The sequence below is a fragment of the Bradyrhizobium sp. LA6.8 genome, from assembly GCF_040547935.1.
Taxonomy (GTDB): Bacteria; Pseudomonadota; Alphaproteobacteria; order Rhizobiales; family Xanthobacteraceae; genus Bradyrhizobium; species Bradyrhizobium barranii.
Genome location: NZ_JBEPQQ010000003.1, coordinates 264,922 through 285,551, shown reverse-complemented (window position 1 = coordinate 285,551; position 20,630 = coordinate 264,922). Strand labels below are relative to the sequence as shown.

Sequence of the window (20,630 nt, the reverse complement as noted above, 5' to 3'; positions counted from 1 at the left end):
GATGGCTCAACCGGGCGGCAATGTCTGGCGCGATCTTCCTGGTCGGCTTTTTCCGGGGAGCGCGCACGAAAGAGCAACCCTTCAGGTGTGTGGAAGGAATGAAGTCAGATCGCTTTCCGGTCGCGGCCGGTCCAACAATCCGAGCTTCACCGGCACATCGTAAAGGCGACCCGGTGCGAAACGGCGATAGAAATGACGCAGGCCGGGAACGAGGACTCTGACGACCGGAACCTCGACGTCGGGACGTGTCTGGTCGAGGACGAGGAAATCGTAGCCTGCACGGGCGGCGATCTCGACGCAGGCAATGACCTGGTCACGCGTATTGTCGTGAAGCTTGAGGCTCGGCGCTGGGGGGACGATCGGGTGGTCGCTCGGTGTCAGGAACGGGTAGTCTTCCAGGCGCAGCGGCGTGATACCGTCGAGGGTCGGCTTCTCGCCGCTTGCACCGCCCATCATGCCGACGGACATAAATTGGGTCAGTTCGGTGAGGGATCGCAGCAGCGCTATATGGCGGTCGAAATGCGCGCCGGAACCGAACTCGATATTCTCGTGTCCATTCTGCATCCAGTGCATGATCGCCACGTAAGTCGGAATGCCGAGGTCCGTGGTGATGTCGAGCACCCACAGCTTGCGCCCGGCTTCCGCAAATTGAGCCTGGAGATCCCGAACATAGAAATCGTCGAATTGCCCGAGATCGACCTCGGCGCGCTGCACCCGGTTGTACCACCAGATCGCGTAGGCATCGCGCTCGATCAATTCGAGGAAGCCCTGAACGATGGCTTCGTCGCGGGTGTTGCCGGCCGCGCAGCCGTTGGAATCCGTATGAAAGCCGCCATAGAAGAAGTACAGGAGGCCGGTCGGCAGATATTTGAAGCGTTTGTCGCGCAACGACGAGACCGGCGACCACTCGGTCCTCGTCGAGGGATCGAACGGCTCGGGCACCGGATGGGGATCGTCCGGCTGCTGCAGAAACCTGGTCTTGAACTGCGTTTCGCTGAAGAGCTGGACGTCGTTGGGAAGAAGCGCGTCGCCAGGCGCGAAATCGACGAAGCGGCGCGTCGTTCTGATCTCATCGCCTTGGAAAATGCCCGAATAGCGTTCGATCGATTCCATCAGCGCGCTGGCTTCACCCTGCTCGGCGGTCGAGCCCTTGCCAAAACTGCCGCCACTCAATCCGGACCTGAGCTGGTCGATGCTGTGGGCCGGCGCGGAGAAATTGTGCTGGGCGAAGTAATTGGTGTTCATCGGCAGATCAACGTCGATCCGCTCAAGCCGGGTGACCACGCCGGTCAGCGGGCTCACATGCTTGCGGAAGCGCGACACCGTCGACCGCGACGTCACGGTGCGATATCCACCGCTGGTCATGACGAGTCTCTTGCCCTCGGCAATCTCGACCAGGGCCGGAGATCGGCGCGGGTTGTTCAGCTTCCTGCTGCCGCAGGTCGGACATTGCGGACGTCGCGTCACGTAGTGCTTGGCGATGGCGGCGCCGGTCAGGTCGAAGCTTGCGATGTGATCGCACAAATCGGTGCGAAAATCCGAGGCAATTGCCTTGGCGATCTCGACCGCCGCAAAATGGATTCCAGTCTTGCCGACGCTTTCTCTGACGAGAGGCGACATGGCAACCGCACGTGCCGGTCCCCGGTCAAGAAACCCCTTGATCTCCCGGTTGCGGATCATGCGATCGAACAGGCAGGTCCAGCAGGCGCTCTCGCCCGGTTTGAACATGGGCCCGACCAGCGGAAACGCGCCGGACGGCTGTACCAGCAACCAGGACGTCTTGCCGGCCACGCGTTCCTGGTTCAGTTCGGCAAGTCGCCCGTCAAGATAATCGTTCACCAGCGTGATCGTGAGCTTCGGCGAGCGCTTGGCGATTTGAACGCCGAGCTTACCCAAGGCCGCGGTCAGCTCCTTGGCGCCTTTGACGTCAATCGACTCGACCTGAACGGGGCAATTGCGAAGATTTTGTTCCGCGATCTCCAGGGGCATGCCGAGGCTTGCCAGGAAACCGCCAACGGCGTCGTCGAACGCTTTCGGGGTCCGCGCAACGACATATCGGCGATCGAGCAGCCGCTTGATTGCTTCCTCGATCTTGTCGGCCGGGAAGCGCTTCGAAAGCTGGCGAATGATCTCCGACCCGGCGTTGCCGTGTTGCCCGATCGCAGTGGCGAGGGCGCAGTAGAGCTCGCCGTGCAGGAAGAATTTGCGGTTCTCGGAATAGAGACAAACCGCATCGGGAGGCAGCAAGTAAGCGGTGAAGTTCGGTGCAAATCGGAGAATGTCTTTGCGGGTCTGCCGCGCAACGCGGGTCTTGCGAGTTGCAGTCATTGAGTCAGCACGCTGATCCTGTTGCCGTCACGCTAGATCCCCGGCGCAAGATGGATCGTCGCGGCCGCGCGCCGGCATTTTCCCAGAGAATTGAAACGAATTCAGCTGTCACCCGCAAGCCGCCGATGCAGGCGTCGTAGCGAAATCAAGCAATTGGCCGGACCCTTTCTTGAGGCCGGCCAATGACCTATCAACCCGTGAATTTGACATTCGGAATGCGCCGGGGTCTAGCACACGCGGCAGCGGCCCCACGATGCGCAGCAACCCGCGCATGAGACGGCGCATCCCACCACACCAACGCCACAGCCGACAGCACAGCCAACTGCACAACCCGCACATCGGCAACCGACGCCACATCGGCAACCACGGCAAGCCCGACAGCCTCCGCAGCCGCGGCAACCGCCGCATCCGCGCCATGCCAGCTGCACGCGGCTACCGGCGTTTTCCTTGTCGAAGAGATGGAAGGTGGCCAGGCTGACGTCAGCCATTTCCTCTTCATCGAGCGTGATTGCCTGGCCCGTTCCAAGGTGCGGCAATTGTTGTATGTCGGGTGTCGGCACGGCGGACGCCGATGCGCCTCCCGCCAGCGAGAACGTCAACCCTGCGGCTCCGAACGCCGGCACGGCGACTTTGGTTACTCGCTTCTTCCCTTTAGAAGTCTTCTTCGCCTGCCGCATGGTCGAACCTCCGAGCATTGCAAGAAGTATCCCAGCCGCGGTAAGTCTACGCCCAGGAAATAACGCGGGCAACAATTACGCGCACAAAAGCGCGGCGCTGCACGTTCGGGATGTATTCATCTTCATGAACGGCAATCAGCACGGCCGGTTGACACAACGCGTCAGCGATCCGCGCTCTCGGTGCGCGTGCAACTTGGTGCAGTGCCGCAATCGCTTCCAGGTTTGAACGGAGAGATCGGCGTGGCGGATCAACTCGGACGTTTCGCTTGGTACGAACTGCTGACCACGGACGTCGCGGCGGCGGGCGCATTCTATCGCAAGGTCGTCGGCTGGGGCGTGACGGATGAATCGACTCCGGAACTGCCTTACACGGTGCTTCGTAGCGGCGGCACCCCGCTGGGCGGCCTTATGGATATCCCGGAAGAGGGGCGGAGATCAGGGGCAACGCCGAGATGGATGGGTTACGTCGCTGTCGACGACCTGGACGGGGCTGCCGCGCAGATCAGGCGTCTCGAAGGCACGATCTTTGTGCCGCCGACCGACACCAATATTGGCCGAATAGCAGTCGCTGCCGATCCGCAGAAAGCGACGTTCGGGCTGATCGAGAAACCGACATATGGCCGATGGAAACCGGGCCGGCTGGACGAGCCGGGGCGCGTAGGCTGGCATGAGCTATTGGCCGCCGACCGGACTGTGATCTTCGATTTCTACAGAGAACTATTTGGTTGGCAGAAGGCTGACGCTCAAACCGATCCAGCGGACTGGTACCAATTGTTTTCGGCGGGGGGGCAAACGGTCGGCGGCATGCTGACGAAACTTTCGAGCGTAGCGCAGCCATGTTGGCTGCATTACTTCAATGTCGACGACATCGGCGCTGCGACGAAGCATGTGAATGCTGGTGGAGGCCGGATCCTCCAGGGTCCGATCGAATTGCCTGATGGCTGCTGGATCGCACGATGTGTGGATCCCCAGGGCGCCCTGTTTGCACTGCAGGGTGCCGGGGGTCATGCAGGCATCGAGCCGTCCTCGGCCTCGGAAGTCGGGTGGTCCGCCAAGTGGGGCGGCATTGCCTCCCAGGGGAGAATTGTGCTGCCCAAGCCGAAGCGCTAGCTGCTGCAGCATCCGTCAGGCGCTGCCGCGACCCTGCAATAACCCGCGCCGGGAGCAGGGGAGGCCTGCGCAGGGCCGATCCGGGGCTGTCAGGGGCAAGTTCCCGTTGCACGCGCCCAGCCCGTGCGCTATCCGGCCGGAAAGGCCTGAGGCGGCTTCCATTTTTCCGCCCGGCTGACCCAACCGAGGACGGAAACCGCCATGCCAGCCTATCGCTCCCGCACCACCACCCACGGCCGCAACATGGCGGGCGCCCGCGGCCTCTGGCGCGCGACGGGCATGAAGGATGCCGATTTCGGCAAGCCGATCATCGCGGTCGTCAACTCCTTCACCCAGTTCGTGCCCGGCCACGTCCACCTCAAGGACCTCGGCCAGCTCGTGGCGCGCGAGATCGAGCAGGCCGGCGGCGTCGCCAAGGAATTCAACACCATCGCGGTCGATGACGGCATCGCCATGGGCCATGACGGCATGCTCTACAGCCTGCCGTCGCGCGAGCTGATCGCCGACAGCGTCGAGTACATGGCCAACGCGCACTGCGCCGACGGCCTCGTCTGCATCTCCAACTGCGACAAGATCACGCCCGGCATGCTGATGGCCGCGCTGCGGCTCAACATCCCCGCCGTGTTCGTCTCGGGCGGCCCGATGGAGGCCGGCAAGGTCACGTTGCAGGGCAAGACCAAGGCCGTCGACCTCATCGACGCCATGGTGGCGGCCGCCGACTCCAAGGTCAGCGACGAGGACGTCAAGGTGATCGAGCGCTCGGCGTGTCCGACCTGCGGCTCCTGCTCGGGCATGTTCACGGCCAATTCGATGAATTGCCTGACCGAAGCGCTTGGCCTCGCATTGCCCGGCAACGGCACGGTGGTGGCGACCCATGCAGACCGCAAGCGCCTGTTCGTCGAGGCCGGCCACACCATCGTCGATATCGTGCGCCGCTATTACGAGCAGGACGATGCCTCCGTGCTGCCGCGCAACGTCGCCAACTTCAAGGCGTTCGAGAACGCGATGACGCTGGACATCGCGATGGGCGGCTCGACCAACACCGTGCTGCATCTGCTGGCGGCGGCCCATGAAGGGCAGGTGGAATTCACCATGCAGGACATCGACCGGCTGTCGCGCCGCGTGCCCGTGCTCTGCAAGGTCGCGCCATCGGTCGCCGACGTCCATGTCGAGGACGTGCATCGCGCCGGCGGCATCATGGGCATTTTGGGCGAGCTCGACCGCGCCGGCCTGATCGACACCTCGGTCTCGACCGTGCACGCGCCGACCATGAACGACGCGCTGGAGCGCTGGGACATCAAGCGCTCCAAGAGCGAGTCTGTCCGCACGTTCTTCCGCGCTTCGCCCGGCGGCATCCAGACGCAGGTCGCCTTCAGCCAGGAGCGCCGTTACGACGAGCTCGATAGCGATCGCGAGAAGGGTGTGGTCCGCAACCTCGAGCATGCCTTCAGCAAGGATGGCGGTCTCGCCGTGCTCTACGGTAACCTCGCGCAGGACGGCTGCATCGTGAAGACCGCGGGCGTCGACGCCTCGATCCTGAAATTCTCCGGCCCCGCGCGCGTGTTCGAGAGCCAGGACGCCGCTGTGGAAGGCATTCTGGGCGGCAAGGTCGTCGCCGGCGAGATCGTGGTCATCATCTACGAAGGTCCGCGCGGCGGCCCCGGCATGCAGGAGATGCTGTATCCGACGAGCTACCTGAAATCGATGGGCCTCGGCAAAGCCTGCGCGCTCGTCACCGACGGACGCTTCTCCGGCGGCTCGTCCGGCCTCTCGATCGGCCATCTGTCGCCGGAAGCGGCGGAAGGCGGCAACATCGGTCTGGTGCGCACCGGCGACCGCATCGCCATCGACATCCCGAACCGCAGCATCAGCCTGGAGGTCTCCGATGAGGAGCTCGCCAAGCGCCGCGCGGCGGAAGAGGCCAAGGGCGATGCCGCCTGGCAGGCTGTGGGCCGCAAGCGCAACGTCTCGACCGCGCTTCAGGCTTACGCAGCACTCACCACCAGCGCCGCACGCGGTGCGGTGCGTGAGGTAAAGCGGCGCACGAAGTAAGCGCTGTACCGTCCGCGCCTCGCGCGCATGGTCAACAAGTTCTGAACGGCCGGCGAAAGCCGGCCGTTCGCATTAAGGATGCCTCGACGAAGTTCGGCAACTCGGGATGTTGCAGCGTATACTGCTCGCGACCTTCGCAAATCCATTTTGGGCAACTGGGGCACCACCACAATGTCTCGTACTCTCGCTATCGCTTTCTCAACAGTCGTCGCCGCGATTTCCATGACGAGCGCGGCCTCTGCCGGCTGCTACAATTGCTACGCGCCGCCGCCGTGCCAGACCTGCTACCAGCAGCAATACGTGCAGCCACAATACCGCACCGTCGACGAGACCGTGATGGTGTCGCCCGGCGCAACCGTCGCACACCGCACGCCGGCGCAGTACCGCACCGTGATGGTGCCGCAGACCGTGATGGTGGCACCGCCGAGCGTCCAGTACGAACGCGTCCCGCCGCAATACGCCACGCGCCAGCGCGTCGAGATGGTTTCGCCCGGCTATTCCTATTACGCGCCAGTGCAGATGGGCTGCGCGTCCTGCGGCTACTGAGCCAACGCAGCTACGACAATTCCATGCGGCGCTCCTCGCGGGGCGCCGTTTTCCTTTGCGCACCAGCAAACGAGGCCCGGAAATGGACGCGAATCCAACCGGGCCTCGCAACCAGCGACGCCCTGGGCGGTGTCGCCAGTGTCCGGGATTGCTGAGGGGCGGCGTGTGTCGGCGGCCGACATGTTGCGAAGCTAGACGAACAGGCTGACGCTCGCCTGACAGGTCGCGTGCGGCGGAAAATTCAGGCTTGGGGTGAGGGCGCACGCTTGGAGGTGCCGGTATCAGCGGACGGTGGCGCGACGCGCCGCCGCCATTTCACTCGATGCCAGAGCTCTCGTGCCGGCCGCGTATTAGGACAGCTTCAATGCCATGTGAATTACACCGGGTTCGCGGATCGTTGCGGGCTTGAAGCCAAACTTGTCGAAGACGCGGAGCATCGCTGCGTTCTCCGGTAGCACTTCCGCGGTCAACTCCGTCAAACCGGCCTCGCGGGCGATCGCGATCAAATGGTGCGTCAGCAGCCCGCCAACGCCACGTCCCTGCCAGGCATCGATCACGACGAAAGCTGCTTCGGCCCGTCCAGGCTCGAATATGACATAGCGACCACCGCCGATGATCATGCTGCGGCTCGCCTCTTCCGTGCACGCAACCAGCGCCACGTGGTTTCTGAAATCGGGTTCCATGAAGAAAGCGCGTTCCCGTTCGGAAAAATGACGCTTCGTCACAAAGAAGCGGCGTTGGAGCGATTGAGCGCTGGTCTCCTCGAGCGCGGCAAGCATGTCGGGCTCGTCCTCGGGACGAAGCGCCCGGATATCGACCAATCGTCCGTCGCGAAGTCTCTCCTGGCGGCTGTAATTGGCGGCATCCGGCACTTGAGCTCTCCCGCGGCCCGATTGCGGCGCGCCCCCGCGGGGCAGTTGGTCGATCCCGATTGACGCGAACACCGTCGCCAACCGTTGACCTAAATCAACGTCAGCGACCGCCGACCTTAATTGAATGACCTCGCGCGACGACGAGGTCGAACATGGCGATCAAAGACTTAAAGCTGCCTGATGGCCCAATGTCGGGGCTGGTCGCCTCGGCCGTGGAATACATGGTCGATGCGGGACAGCGCAGCGTCCTGTTCCTGGACATCATGCGCCAGCGCGGCGACCAGTACCGCGAGCACGTCGCCCAGACCGCGCCGCACGTCCTGCAATATGCCGCCGAACTGATCACGGACGGCCGGAAGCTGGACGAGCCCGTCAACTACGCACTGGTGCGCATCATTCCGCCGAAGGATGTTGAGATCGACATGAGCCGGCGTCCGTTCATCGTGGTCGATCCGCGCGCCGGCCATGGACCCGGCATCGGCGGCTTCAAGGCCGATAGCGAGATCGGCGTCGCCATGAAGGCGGGGCATCCCTGCTACTTCATTGGCTTCCTTCCGGAGCCGATGCCCGGGCAGACCATCGAACGCATTGCACGCGCGGAAGCCATCTTCATCGAGACCGTCATCAGCCGTCATCCGGACGCCGACGGGAAGCCCTGTGTGATCGGCAATTGCCAGGCCGGCTGGGCCGTCATGATCCTGGCGTCACTGCGGCCGGAATTGTTTGGGCCGCTGATCATCGCCGGTGCACCGCTGGCCTACTGGGCAGGCGTGCACGGCAAATACCCCATGCGCTATTCCGGCGGCCTGCTGGGCGGAAGCTGGCTCACGGCGCTCACGAGCGATCTCGGTGCCGGCAAGTTCGACGGCGCCTGGCTGGTGCAGAATTTCGAGAACCAGAACCCGTCGAATACGCTCTGGACCAAGCAGTACAACGTCTACTCCAAGGTCGATACCGAGGCGGAACGCTATCTCGATTTCGAGCGCTGGTGGGGCGGACACGTCAATCTCAATGCCGAGGAAATCCAGTTCATCGTCGACGAGCTCTTCATCGGCAACAATCTCGCAGCCGGCAAGATCGATATGTCCGATGGCCAGAAGGTCGATCTGCGCAACATTCGCTCGCCGATCGTGGTGTTCTGCTCCAAAGGCGACAATGTCACCCCGCCGCAGCAGGCGTTGGACTGGATTCTGGACTGCTACGCCGACGTCGACGAGATCAGAGCTTATGGCCAGACCATCGTCTATACCGTTCACGAGAGCATCGGCCATCTCGGCATCTTCGTATCCGGCGGTGTGGCGAAGAAGGAGCACGCTGAGTTCTCCAGCAACATCGACCTGATCGACGTGCTGCCGCCAGGACTCTACGAGGCCACGTTCGAGGCCCGTGGCAACGAGACGCTCAATGCGGATCTTGCGGTAGGCCAGTGGGTGATGCGCTGCGAGGCCCGCACGCTGGATGATATCCGCGCGATGGGCGGAAATTCGCCCGAGGACGAGCGGCGCTTTGCTGCGGCCAAGCGTGTCTCGGAGCTCAATCTCGCTGCTTATCAGAAATTCATGCGGCCGTGGGTGAAGGGCATGGTGACGCCCCAACTCGCGGAATGGGCCCGCAACATGCATCCGCTGCGGCTGCAATACGAGGCGTTCAGCAGCCAGAACCCCTGGATGTCCACGGTCAAATCGGCTGCCGATCGTGTCGAGACAGACCGCAAGCCGGCTTCAAAGGACAATCCATTCCTGGCATTCCAGGAACAAATGTCGAAGCAGATCGTGCACACGCTGGATAGCTGGCGCGATGCGCAGGAGGCGCTGAGCGAGGCCGTCTTCCTCAACCTCTACGGCTCGCCGCTGCTCCAGGCCGCGGTCGGCGTCGACCCTAATTCCGTGCCCTCGCGCCACCGGGAGATGTCGCAGGAGCATCGCGCCATGCTCGCGGCACGGATCGCCGAGCTGAAATCGCACATCGCTGAGGGCGGGCTCCGCGAAGCGGCGCTCCGCGCGCTGCTTTATGTTGGCTCCGCACGCGGCATGGTGGATGAGCGGAGCATCGAGGCGTTGCGGCAGGTTCGGCGTGACCATGCCGGCGCCCGCATGACGCTGTCGGAATTCAAGAAGCTGGTGCGTGAGCAGTTCTTCATGCTGCTTCTCGATCGCGAAGGTGCTCTCGCTGCGATCCCGAAATTGTTGCCCGACGACACCAACCAGCGGCGTGCGGCCTTCGTGGCGATGCGCGAGGTGCTGTCGGCGAGTGAGGACATCACCGGCGAGCGGGCCAATCGCCTGAAGCGCGTCGCCGCGCTCTTCGGTCTGGACGGAGAGGGCGAGTTGACATCGAACGTCGCCCCTTTCGATCCCAAGGCACGGGCGTCGTAACGCGGATTGGCAGGATCGGGAGTGACATCATGTCGGCCGACACGACGCAAACCCAGCCCGGCAGCAAGTACGATAGGTTAATTGCGGCGGCGAAGGGCGCGCCGCCAACGTCGACCATCGTGGTGCATCCTTGCGACGAGACCTCGCTGCGCGGCGCCATCGATAGCGCAAGCGCCGGCATTATCCGGCCTGTGCTCGTCGGGCCCGAGCGGAAGATCAAGGATACTGCCGCCCGGTGCGATCTCGATGTGTCCGGCTTCGAGATCGTTGATGCCGCGCACAGCGACGAATCCGCGGCCAAGGGCGTCGAGCTCATCCATGCCGCCAAAGGCGAGCTGTTGATGAAGGGCAGCCTGCACACCGACGAATTGATGCGCGCCGTCACCGCCAAGACCGGAGGCTTGCGCACCGACCGACGTATCAGCCATGTCTTCGTGATGGATGTGCCTGCCTATGCAGAGACCATCTTCGTGACGGATGCGGCGATCAACATTTTCCCCGATCTCGACGCCAAACGCGACATCATTCAGAACGCGATCGACCTCTACAACCAGGCAGGGTTCGGCAAGACGCCGCGGGTGGCGATTCTGTCTGCCGTCGAGACGGTGACCTCGAAAATCCCTTCGACCATCGAAGCCGCTGCCCTGTGCAAGATGGCCGATCGCGGCCAGATCACCGGCGGCATCCTCGACGGCCCGCTGGCTTTCGACAATGCCATCGATCTGGAGGCCGCGCGGATCAAGGGCATCACATCCGAGGTCGCCGGCCGCGCCCAGATCCTGATGGTTCCGGACCTTGAGTCCGGCAACATGCTCGCCAAAAATCTCGCCTATTTCGCCAAGGCCGATGGCGCCGGCATCGTGCTCGGTGCGCGCGTGCCCGTCGTGCTGACCTCGCGCGCGGATTCGCCACGTGCGCGGATGGCGTCCTGTGCCGTCGCCGCTCTCTATGCTCGTGCCCGGCGCCAGAAGGCGCCGACGGTTGCCGCGTGATCGCCATGGATACGATCCTCGTCGTCAATGCCGGCTCGTCCAGTGTGAAGTTTCAGGTCTATGCGATCGAAGGCGACGGTGCGCTTCGTCGTCAGATCAAGGGACAGATGGACGGTATCGGCAGCCGACCGCGTCTGCGGGCAAGTGGCCCGAGCGGCGATCCGATGGCCGATCGGGCTTATCCGATCGAGGCTGTGCCTGATGTTCCGGCGGCGATGGCCGTTGCCGGCGACTGGCTGCGGGACGAACTTCGCGTCACGCCGATCGCGGTCGGTCACCGGGTCGTGCATGGTGGGCCGGACTATTCGCGGCCGGTACTGATCGACCACGGTGTCGTGTCCCGTCTCGAACGATTTGTGCCCCTGGCGCCGCTGCACCAGCCCCACAATCTGGCGCCGATCCGTTCGCTGCTGGCGAATTTCCCGACGCTGCCGCAGGTTGCTTGCTTCGACACCGCATTTCACCGCACGCATGATGCCGTCGCCGACCATTATGCTATTCCGCATCAACTTCATGCTGAGGGTGTCAGGCGCTATGGCTTTCATGGGCTGTCCTACGAATATATCGCCCGGACGCTGCCGGGCGTGGCGCCCGATATCGCGAAGCGGCGCGTGATCGTTGCCCATCTCGGCAGCGGCGCATCGATGTGCGCGCTCAAGGACGGGCGCAGCGTCGAGAGCACCATGGGTTTCACGGCGCTCGATGGCCTGCCGATGGGAACGCGTCCAGGCCAGATTGATCCCGGGGTGGTGATCTATCTCATCTCCGAGAAAGGGATGTCCGCCTCTAACGTGCAGAACTTCCTTTATCGCGACTGCGGATTGAAGGGGCTCTCCGGTGTCAGCAATGACATGCGCGAGTTGGAGGCGAGCGCCGACCCCAAGGCGAAGCTCGCCGTCGACTATTTCGTCTACCGGATCGGTCTCAGTGCCGGCATGCTCGCGGCCGCCCTGCAGGGCCTCGACGCCTTCGTCTTCACGGCCGGGATCGGCGAGAATTCGGCGAACATTCGCGCGCGCGTGGTCGAGCAGCTCGGATGGCTCGGCGGCACGCTCGATCCCGTCGAGAACTCCCGCAATTCCAGACTGATCTCGCGTTCCGACAGCCGCATCCCCGTCTACGTCGTGCCGACCGACGAAGAACTCATGATCGCACAGCATACGCTGTCGCTGTTGATGAACGGACAATCGACCAATCCAAGGCAAGAGAGGGTGTCATGATCCCCGTGTTCCCGGATACAAAGGTTGCCCTGAAGGGCAAGAAGGGCCTCGTCGTCGGCATCGCGAACGACCAGTCCATTGCCTGGGGTTGCGCGAGGGCATTTCGTGCGCTTGGGGCCGATCTGGCCGTCACCTACCTCAACGATCGCGCCAAGAAACACGTCGAGCCGCTGGCGCAGGCGCTGGAAGCGCCGATCTTCATGCCGCTGGACGTGATGACGGAGGGGCAGACCGAGGCGGTGTTCGAGCGGATTACGAAGGAATGGGGACAGCTCGATTTCCTGCTGCATTCGATCGCCTTCTCGCCGAAGGAGGCGCTCCATGGCCGCGTGGTGGACGTCGGCCGCGATGGCTTCCTTAAGACGATGGACGTCTCTTGCTGGTCATTCCTGCGCATGGCGCATCTCGCCGAGCCGCTGATGAAGAACGGCGGTACGATGTTCACCATGACCTATTATGGCAGCCAGATGGTGGTGGAGAACTACAACATCATGGGCGTGGCGAAAGCGGCGCTTGAAGCGGCCGTCCGCTATGCGGCCGCCGAGCTTGGCCCCAAGGGCATCCGCGTGCACGCGATCTCGCCCGGCCCGCTCGCCACCCGCGCGGCGTCAGGTATCCCGGAGTTCGACGAGCTCATGGACAAGGCGCAGTCCAAAGCGCCGGCGCGCAGCCTGGTCAGCATCGACGACGTCGGCAATGCCACCGCGTTCCTGGCGCTGGATGGTGCCAAGCTGATCACCGGGGGCGTTCTCTATATCGATGGCGGGTATCACATCATCGACTGAGCGCCCTCAGCGATAGTGCAGGGCGATCAGCTCGGCGACGCAAGCGGGCTTCTTGCCGCCCTCGATCTCGATCACGAGATGATAGTTGACGCGCAAGCCGTCCGGCGGCACGTCCTCGGTTTCAGCGACGGTGACCCGGCCGCGGAGCTTTGAACCGGCCGGCACCGGCGCCAGATACCGGATGCGATCCGCGCCATAATTCAGCGTATTGCGCAGCCCTTTCAAACCCATCACGGATCGAATGAACAGCGGAGCAAGCGAGAGCGACAGCAGGCCGTGAGCGATGGTGGTGCCGCCGGGCGCTTCCTTCCTGGCGCGGTCCTGGTCGACATGGATCCATTGCTCGTCACAGGTTGCTTCGGCGAATTTATTGATCCGATCCTGGGTCACTTCGATCCAGTCGCTCGCGCCGATCTCGGTGCCGACCGCGGATTTGATCTCGTTGAAGTCGCTGAATATCCGCATGGTCGTGACCTCGTCAGATCGTCATTTCCGGGATGTTGTCAGGAATGACCAATTCGGCCTCTGTCACCGCCATAACCTCGCCAACGCTGACACCTGGAGCGGTCTCGAGCAGCGTCGCCTTGCCGTCCGCAAAACCGATGACCGCCATGTCGGTCACGACCAGATGGACCGGGCGCGCCGAGGTCAGGGGCAAGTTGCATGTCTTGACGATCTTCGACTTGCCCTTCGCGGCATGTTGCATGGCGACGATGACCCGCTTGGCGCCGCTGACGAGGTCCATCGCCCCGCCCATGCCCGGCACCATCTTGCCTGGGATCATCCAGTTGGCGAGAAGCCCATGCGCATCGACCTGGAGACCGCCGAGCACGGTGACGTCGACATGGCCGCCGCGGATCAGTCCGAACGACATCGCGCTGTCGAAGGTCGCCGCACCCGGGAGCGCGCTAATGGGGCGGCCGCCGGCGTCTGTCAGCGTCGGATGCGCCATGCCTTGTTCGGGAATCGGCCCGGTGCCGATCAGTCCGTTCTCCGACTGAAAGAAGACTTTCAAATCGGCCGGAACGTAATTCGCAACCAGGGTCGGAATGCCGATGCCGAGGTTGACAAGGTTTCCGCTCTTCAACTCCCTGGCGACGCGTCGGGCGATGATGATCTGCGGGTCCATGATCTCACCCGTTGGTAATGAGGTAATCGACGAGCGGCGCCGGGGTCACGACGTGATCGGGCGCGATGACACCGACGGGCACGATGTTCTCTGCAGTGACGATGACCGTGTCGGCAGCCATCGCCATGACCGGGTTGAAGTTGCGGGAGGTCAGTGCGTAAGCGAGATTGCCGAGATAGTCGGCGAGAAACGCGTGAACCAGCGCGTACTGCGCCCGCAATGCCGTCTCCAGCAGGAACGGCTTGCCATCCACCTCGATCTGACGCTTGCCTTCGGCAACCAGCGTTCCGACGCCAGTCGGCGTCAGCACCCCGCCGAGGCCACATCCGCCCGCGCGGATGCGTTCGACGAAGGTGCCTTGCGGCACGAGATCGACGGCGATCTGGTTCGCGAGCATCTGCTGCTGCGCTTTCGGATTGAGGCCGATATGCGTTGCCGTCAGCCTTGAGACCAGCGCAGCGTCGAACAGCTTGCCGACGCCTTTGCCGGGGGTGGCGGCGTCATTGCAGATCAGCGACAGGCCGGTCTTGTTCTGCCGCACGAGTTCGTCAAGCAGGCGCTCCGGGGTTCCGACGCCCATAAAGCCGCCGACCATGACGCTCGCACCGGCCGGGATCATTGCAACGGCTTCTTCGACGGAAACGGCCTTCATGGGCGGAACTCCGGTCGGCAGGCGCAAGTGAATACTGGATCGATGTTGGGGGCGGGCAGACTCTCGGCTTTGATCTGCGTCAAGGTTGCCGGGTCATTCGCGCAGGCCAACGCCGACGCCTGCAAGGGTCTCGTGCCAGAGCCTGCGCACCTCGGCGTGCCGCCGTTCGAGCGTCGCGCTGACGGCATCCCGGAAAGGTAGGAGGTCCGGGCCCTTCAGGAACAGAATCTGCGCCTGCAACAGCCGGCCGCTCTCGAATTCGATGCGGCGCAGCGCCATCACGAAGGGATCGTTCGCGTTCGCTTCCGTTGGCAGCAGGGCCGCCGGCCGGATCCCGGCATGAACCGCATGTGCGAGCGTCGCGAGGTGAATGGTCTGCGCGCGGATGTGATCGGCGATGCCTTCGATCGGGGCGGGAAGCCAGGCCATCTCCCAGGATGCCGCCATGGGGCCCAGCGCGAGGTCCGGGACCCAGGCGGTGGCGCGCATGAGAAGCGAGACGATCTCGCTCTCGCGATAGAACTGCGCGTGCAATTCGGTCTGCCAGGCGGCATCGAATCTCGCGGGCAGGGCGACCGCGAATTGCCGTGCCAGCGCACCATGCGCAGAAACCAGGAACGCGGCGACCCGCGTCTGCTGGCGCGGCGGCACGCGCCCGTCGGCTTGCAGCGGTCCGAAGAACGCGCTCATGTTGCTGGCCTCTGCACCGGAATCGCGCGCAGATGGTCATAGCCGGCGGGAAACGGCGAAAAGTCTCCGCCGGCATCTTCCGGCGCGATCAAGACCTGCTTGTTGCCCTGCCAGCGGCCAGCCAACACGTCCTCGGCGAAGCGCGCCAGCAGGTCGGCTGTTAGTGCAGCCTTTTCGAGCGTGAAGGCGTGATAGGCCCTCGGGATGATGACGAGCGCACTGTCGGGAATTTCCACACGCAACGTCTCGTGCAGCGCCCGCGGCGTGAGGAAGTCGAACTCGCCGTTCAGGATCATGGTCGGGACGGCTATTGAGGAGAGTTGCGGCGTCAGCGGCTTGAAGTCGAGGAAAGACTCCATCAGGTTCTGAAGGGCGTAGACGTCGTTGACCAGCCAGCCCTGCCGCTTCACGCTGTCGAGCTTGTCCAGTAGCGGCTTCAGCCACTGGTCGGACAGGTTCATCGGCAGCAGCAGATCCTGTAGGTAGCCGGTGCCGCCCAGGATGAGGCCGGTGCGCAAGGCGTTGCCGATCAGAAGCAGTTGTGGCGAAAGCTCGGCAAAGCAACTCATCGGCACAAGGCCCGACAGCCGCGCGCCATGCTCGATGGCATAGCGCAGCGCGATCAAGCCACCGAAACTGATGCCACTGAGGAAGACCGGACTGTCGCCAAGTTCGCCGATCAGGCGATGCAGCACAGCGATGTGGTCGTCCTGATCGATGAACAGCGCGGGCTTGTCGGAGACGCCCTGGCCGAGCAGGTCGAACGTAGCGACCCGGAACCGACGTGCGATCAGCGTGTCGCGATACGTGCCCCAAAGCTCGGAATACTGCGTCAGACCGTTGACGAGCACATAGGCAGGCGCATTCGCCGGTCCGTCGAGCTCATAGCGGACACGATATGAGCCATGACTGAGGAAGGGCATTGCGGGGACCGGCCAGCGTGACGATGACCACGATCCTCAACGCAGGCCTGAGGATTCCATTGAGCTAAATCAAACCTCAGGAGGAGGTCCAGCCTAGCGTTCGCGCAAAATACCGCCAGGAGGGAGTTCGTCATGAACGGGAGAAGCGCACTCAAGCGTTGCTTCGTCAGCCTGATCCTGTTGCTGGTCGGCACCGCGCTCGCGGTCGCCCAGCCGTTTACGCGGCGCTCGTCGCAGATGCAGCATGATGGGCTCAAAAAGACCTATGAGATCGCGAACTTCCGGCTTGGCGGCAAGTACGACCTGGCCAATCCCTCGAAATGGGAGAATGGCGGCGAGGGCGGCGTGACGCTGGAATCGCTCGGGGCAGGCAAGCTGCGTACCGGATACATCGCGATCGGCAACGCGCGGCGCAATGCCGCCGGTGAGATCACCAACGCGGTCGTGATCAATTCCTATTATTCCGGCGATTCCACCGATATGTACGAACAGTGGGTCAAGGGCGCGGCCCTGTCGGGCGGCGTCCCGATCATCGGCCCCGGACGGCCGATCGACACCGACCGCTACTACGTCATCATGGTCGACCCGCTGGGCACGTGGGGCGCAAGCAAACCGTCCGACGGCCTCGGCATCAAGTTTCCGCAGTACAGCTACTACGACATGGTGCAGGCGAACTACCGCCTGCTGCGCGACGAGTTGAAGGTGGCGCGCGTCGCGCTTGTCACGGGCGTCTCCATGGGCGGCACCCAGACCTATGTGTGGGGGGTCATGCATCCCGAATATATCGGCGCCCTGATGCCGATCGGCGGCACCACGCAGTCGGACGGTGAAGACCCCGTCGGTAACTGGACCTTCCAGATGATGACGGCCGCGATCGAGGGCGATCCGGTCTGGCAGGCGACCAAGGGCGACTACTACAATCTGCCCAAGGAGAAGCACCCGATGCCGGGTGTGGCGTTCGGCTGGTCGATCCTGGGCATGACGGGCTACGACTTCGGCTTCCGCACGACCCAGAACTGGGCCGCGGTCCAGCCCGAGATATTCTACTGGGATCCGCCGAACGAGAAGGCCGGTCTGAGCGTCAACAACCGTGCCAAGCTCTATGACGCCGTCGATCTCGTCTGGCGCAACCGGGTCGGTGAGACCCACAACATCAATCCATATCTCGGCCGCATCCAGTCGCGCACGCTGGTGATGCACATCACCAACGATCTCTGGCTGAACTTCAAGCTGGCCCAAAAAGCCGTAGATCGCGTGCCGGGCGCGGACCTGATCGCGCAGGAGAGCCCGGTCGCCCATTACGGCGTGTTCCCGATCATCAACCAGCGCAAGAACGATCCGAAGTTCGTCGCTTTCATGGATGACGTCGCGGCTCTCGATCGCGCGGGGAAGTTCGTCGACAAGAATTATCGCGTACCGGGTGTCGCCGAAAACATTGATCCGAGCAAGTCCTTCTGGAAGGACTTCGTGACCTATCCCTATCCGGTCAAATACGCCAACGCCAAGGACAAGATCGGCAACACCTGGCAGATCGGCTACATGGATGAGTATGCCGGCACCGACAAGGATCCCAAGGTCCTCGTCATCATCCACGGCAAGGGCGCATTCGGCGGGCACTATGGCAACATCATGCAATATGCGCTGCGGAGTGGCTTGCGTGTGATCGTGCCAGACTTGCCGAACTACGGAATGTCCGGGCCCGGTAATCTCGATAAGAGCCCGGCGCGCACCATGCAGGATATGCGCGAGGTCATCTACGATCTCGTCGTAAACCAGCTTGGCGTCAAGAAAGCCTATTATCTCGGCCACTCGCTGGGCGGTCAGTTCGTCACGGGGTACGCCCTGACCTGGCCAGATGCGGTGCAGGGCCTCGCGCTCGAAGCACCGTCCGGACTCGAGGAATACCCGCGCGACATTACGATCGCGAAAGACAAGAAGGCACCTCTGTTCCAACCGGGACTCGGTCGCGACTTCGACAAGTGGAAGCAGATCTGGGACCAGACCGGCATCCTGGCGGCGGAGAAGGCCCGCGACGAGCAGGGCATTCGCGACTTCTTCTATTTCAAGAAGCGCAACCCCGACACCGGCGTGGTGTCGGCGGCGAAGAGCGGCTACTTCTTCAGCGACAGCGAATATGCGCGCTTCCATACCGAGCAGCGCGTCGGGCTTACCAAGGGCAACCCCAAGGAGCTCGAACAGTGGTGCAACGTCTTCATCTTCGACATCTACACGATCGGAGCCGAGCTCCAGCAGGATGATCCGAAGAACCTTTACGAGCGGGTCACCCAGATCAAGGCGCCGATCTTCCTCGCCTTCGGTGACAAGGAGCCGTTCATCCCGACGCCGGCTTTCAACGGGCTGACCGATCTCGGACGCGACGTCATCACGCCGTTCATGACGCGCATGACCAATGCGGGCAACCGGCCGATGCTCAAGATCTATCCGGAGACCGGGCACTTCATCCACACGGACAATCCGGTGGAGTATTCAGCGGACGTCGTGGACTTCGTCACGAAGGGAACGGTCGACACCTCATCGCCCCTCGGCACAGATCGCATGATCAAGGGTTCCGTGGTATCCGCCCTGCCAGTGGCGCCGACACCTCCCGGTGCGGCACCAACCGCCGGTCTCAACAAATAGGATCGGTCTATGCCACAGGTGCAGGCGGGTGAAATCGAGCTTGGCTGGCGGGAGTGGGGCCGAGGCGAAGTGACCGTCGTCTTCATCCATGGCAATCTCGCCAGCAAGGACTGGATCGAGCTGGCTGCGCCCTTGTTTCCAACGGGCCTGCGCGTCATCGCCATCGACTGGCGCGGCTGCGGGGACAGCGACCGGCCGAAGCCTGCCGCCGATTATTCGAACTACTCCATGCAGCAGCATGCCGAGGACATGCTGGCGGCACTCGATATGCTCGACATCGGCTATTGCCATCTCGCGACGCATTCGACCGGCGGCATCATCGCCGCCCGCATGCTCTTGATGCAGCCGCAGCGTTTCGGGCGGGTGTTCGCACTCGATCCTGTGACGCCGCTCGGCATGGCTTTCAATGCCGACCAGATCGGCTTGTTTCGGGCGATGATGGCGAGCAAGGACCTGACACGGACGATCATGGCGAGCGCGGCGTCCTCGCTGTTCGTCCCAGAGAGCATGGCGCCGAACGCCGTGCCTCGATTTCGGGAAGGATTGAAGGAGATCCAAGCGTTGTTCGACCGCATCATCGAGCAGACCTTTGGCGTCTCCGAGGGCATCTGGATCGGAACGCCGGTCAACCTCACGAAGGAAAGAGAGAGCAGAGAGCTCGAGCGCCGCATGCCGGAGCTGAAGCATCCGCATCTGGTGCTATGGGGCGAATGGGACGGCTGGATTCTGCCAGCCGATCTTCACGTCATGGCCGATGCGATGCCGGATTGCCGTCTCGTGATCGTGCCTCGCGTCGGGCACTCGATGAATCTCGAAGTACCCGCGCTCTACGCCGGCTATTTCGGCGCCTGGTTCGGAGGACTTACCGCCTAATTGCTAACACCTGAAGGGAGAGACGTCATGGCAGAGATCAATCTATCCGCAGATAACGTCCGTGCGGCGCTGACCGAGGCACTTGGCCGCCTGCGTAAGGCCAACGCCGACTATTTCGAGATGCTGGAGAAGGGGATCAGTTCGTCGCCTCTGCCGATCGCGAACCAGGCGAAGGAGTTTTGCAGTTTCATGCAGCGCAATGTCACAGCGACCCTGGACCTCAGCGACAAGCTGATCCATGCCAGGGATGTCCAGGACGCGCTCAAGCTTCAAGCCGATTTCTTCCAGGAGCAGATGCGGGCCCTGACCGACCAGACCAAGACCATGGGTGAGGCGGCGATGAAGGCGGCCGGCGGCATGTTCAGTCCGAAGAGCTGAGACTGCAACCACGGTACTGACAGACGCGGTAGCGTCAGAAAGGTCTGGTATGGCCGAGACCAACAAGCTTTCTGTCGAAAAGGCACTCCAGAAGTTGCTTCGCGACGAACCCTTGGAAACGGCGGGCGAGCAACGAGACGAAAAAGCCGAGGCGCTCAGGGAGGAGATCAAGCGCATGCGCGCGCAGAGATCGCGTCTTGAGCGATCACCCGGCAAGGACAAGTGAGATCCGGTATCATCGGATGATGCCCCGGTTTTTCGTCGGCATGCTGGCCCGTGTCGCCAACAGCTGGTCGGTGGCCGTGCTGTGCGAGGTTCTGCGCAAGACGCTCGACAATCTGGCCGATTTCAAAGCGCCCGGCTTCACATGCCCGTAAGCCGAAGAGCG

Annotated in this window: 20 protein-coding genes; 13 read left to right on the top strand and 7 right to left on the bottom strand. The window is 63.0% G+C overall.

The features are described 5' to 3' along the window. Window positions 1-81: 81 nt before the first annotated feature. On the bottom strand, window positions 82-2,328 hold the full coding sequence (locus tag ABIA90_RS14960; protein WP_354118206.1) for a TOMM precursor leader peptide-binding protein: 2,247 nt from the start codon (window positions 2,326-2,328) through the stop codon (window positions 82-84). A 543-nt stretch (window positions 2,329-2,871) separates the two neighbouring features. Between ABIA90_RS14960 and ABIA90_RS14955 the strand changes: the two genes are divergently transcribed. The 4 genes from ABIA90_RS14955 to ABIA90_RS14940 all read left to right on the top strand — a co-directional run bounded on the left by ABIA90_RS14955 (window position 2,872) and on the right by ABIA90_RS14940 (window position 6,713). After that, the gene (locus ABIA90_RS14955) at window positions 2,872-3,231 is read left to right on the top strand and encodes a hypothetical protein (protein WP_354118207.1); all 360 of its coding nucleotides are present in this window, start codon (window positions 2,872-2,874) and stop codon (window positions 3,229-3,231) included. A gap of 14 nt (window positions 3,232-3,245) precedes the next feature. Continuing rightward, complete coding sequence (locus ABIA90_RS14950) at window positions 3,246-4,115, top strand: VOC family protein (protein WP_354118208.1); 870 nt, start codon at window positions 3,246-3,248, stop codon at window positions 4,113-4,115. 201 nt (window positions 4,116-4,316) lie between these two features. Then, window positions 4,317-6,167: a dihydroxy-acid dehydratase gene (gene ilvD, locus ABIA90_RS14945; RefSeq protein WP_354118209.1), complete on the top strand. Its 1,851-nt coding sequence runs from the start codon at window positions 4,317-4,319 to the stop codon at window positions 6,165-6,167. Between the two features lie 222 nt (window positions 6,168-6,389). Continuing rightward, window positions 6,390-6,713: a hypothetical protein gene (locus ABIA90_RS14940; RefSeq protein WP_071913852.1), complete on the top strand. Its 324-nt coding sequence runs from the start codon at window positions 6,390-6,392 to the stop codon at window positions 6,711-6,713. Between the two features lie 350 nt (window positions 6,714-7,063). Here the strand turns inward: ABIA90_RS14940 and ABIA90_RS14935 are convergent, their stop codons facing one another. After that, a complete protein-coding gene (locus ABIA90_RS14935; RefSeq protein WP_283016507.1) occupies window positions 7,064-7,585 on the bottom strand; it encodes a GNAT family N-acetyltransferase in 522 nt (173 codons plus the stop codon). A 152-nt stretch (window positions 7,586-7,737) separates the two neighbouring features. On the opposite strand from ABIA90_RS14935, the gene ABIA90_RS14930 reads away from it, so the two are divergent. The 4 genes from ABIA90_RS14930 to fabI are packed head-to-tail and all read left to right on the top strand — an operon-like array spanning window position 7,738 to window position 12,957. After that, window positions 7,738-9,960: a DUF3141 domain-containing protein gene (locus ABIA90_RS14930; RefSeq protein ID WP_354118210.1), complete on the top strand. Its 2,223-nt coding sequence runs from the start codon at window positions 7,738-7,740 to the stop codon at window positions 9,958-9,960. 29 nt (window positions 9,961-9,989) lie between these two features. Then, on the top strand, window positions 9,990-10,952 hold the full coding sequence (locus ABIA90_RS14925) for a phosphate acetyltransferase (RefSeq protein WP_354118211.1): 963 nt from the start codon (window positions 9,990-9,992) through the stop codon (window positions 10,950-10,952). Window positions 10,953-10,957: 5 nt separating this feature from the next. After that, the gene (locus ABIA90_RS14920) at window positions 10,958-12,172 is read left to right on the top strand and encodes an acetate/propionate family kinase (protein ID WP_354118212.1); all 1,215 of its coding nucleotides are present in this window, start codon (window positions 10,958-10,960) and stop codon (window positions 12,170-12,172) included. Beyond that, on the top strand, window positions 12,169-12,957 hold the full coding sequence (fabI, locus tag ABIA90_RS14915) for an enoyl-ACP reductase FabI (protein WP_028147828.1): 789 nt from the start codon (window positions 12,169-12,171) through the stop codon (window positions 12,955-12,957). Before ABIA90_RS14920 ends, fabI begins: the two co-directional genes overlap by 4 nt. A 6-nt stretch (window positions 12,958-12,963) precedes the next feature. Here fabI and ABIA90_RS14910 read toward each other — a convergent pair whose 3' ends face one another. The 5 genes from ABIA90_RS14910 to ABIA90_RS14890 form a co-directional block, all read right to left on the bottom strand. After that, window positions 12,964-13,422, bottom strand: coding sequence for a MaoC family dehydratase (locus tag ABIA90_RS14910; protein ID WP_071913863.1), 459 nt, complete (start codon window positions 13,420-13,422; stop codon window positions 12,964-12,966). A gap of 13 nt (window positions 13,423-13,435) precedes the next feature. Beyond that, window positions 13,436-14,086 carry a 3-oxoacid CoA-transferase subunit B gene (locus ABIA90_RS14905; protein ID WP_208086854.1) on the bottom strand — a complete coding sequence of 217 codons (651 nt, stop codon included), beginning with the start codon at window positions 14,084-14,086 and terminating at the stop codon, window positions 13,436-13,438. A gap of 4 nt (window positions 14,087-14,090) precedes the next feature. After that, window positions 14,091-14,738 (bottom strand): CoA transferase subunit A, encoded by a 648-nt coding sequence (locus ABIA90_RS14900; protein ID WP_063983266.1) that lies wholly within the window; start codon window positions 14,736-14,738, stop codon window positions 14,091-14,093. 93 nt (window positions 14,739-14,831) lie between these two features. After that, entirely contained in the window at window positions 14,832-15,428 is a 597-nt protein-coding gene (locus tag ABIA90_RS14895; RefSeq protein ID WP_354118213.1) for a hypothetical protein, read from the bottom strand. Next, the gene (locus tag ABIA90_RS14890) at window positions 15,425-16,351 is read right to left on the bottom strand and encodes an alpha/beta fold hydrolase (RefSeq protein WP_354118214.1); all 927 of its coding nucleotides are present in this window, start codon (window positions 16,349-16,351) and stop codon (window positions 15,425-15,427) included. The genes ABIA90_RS14895 and ABIA90_RS14890 overlap by 4 nt, the downstream gene beginning before the upstream one ends. A gap of 132 nt (window positions 16,352-16,483) precedes the next feature. On the opposite strand from ABIA90_RS14890, the gene ABIA90_RS14885 reads away from it, so the two are divergent. From ABIA90_RS14885 to ABIA90_RS14865, 5 genes are read left to right on the top strand one after another with little or no spacing between them, the layout of a single operon-like run. Continuing rightward, window positions 16,484-18,991 carry an alpha/beta hydrolase gene (locus tag ABIA90_RS14885; RefSeq protein WP_354118215.1) on the top strand — a complete coding sequence of 836 codons (2,508 nt, stop codon included), beginning with the start codon at window positions 16,484-16,486 and terminating at the stop codon, window positions 18,989-18,991. A gap of 9 nt (window positions 18,992-19,000) precedes the next feature. After that, complete coding sequence (locus tag ABIA90_RS14880) at window positions 19,001-19,864, top strand: alpha/beta fold hydrolase (protein WP_354118216.1); 864 nt, start codon at window positions 19,001-19,003, stop codon at window positions 19,862-19,864. 27 nt (window positions 19,865-19,891) lie between these two features. Then, window positions 19,892-20,242, top strand: coding sequence for a phasin (locus tag ABIA90_RS14875; protein WP_354118217.1), 351 nt, complete (start codon window positions 19,892-19,894; stop codon window positions 20,240-20,242). A 49-nt stretch (window positions 20,243-20,291) separates the two neighbouring features. Next, the gene (locus ABIA90_RS14870; RefSeq protein WP_354118218.1) at window positions 20,292-20,468 is read left to right on the top strand and encodes a hypothetical protein; all 177 of its coding nucleotides are present in this window, start codon (window positions 20,292-20,294) and stop codon (window positions 20,466-20,468) included. A 16-nt stretch (window positions 20,469-20,484) separates the two neighbouring features. Then, complete coding sequence (locus ABIA90_RS14865; RefSeq protein WP_354118219.1) at window positions 20,485-20,619, top strand: hypothetical protein; 135 nt, start codon at window positions 20,485-20,487, stop codon at window positions 20,617-20,619. Window positions 20,620-20,630: the final 11 nt, after the last annotated feature.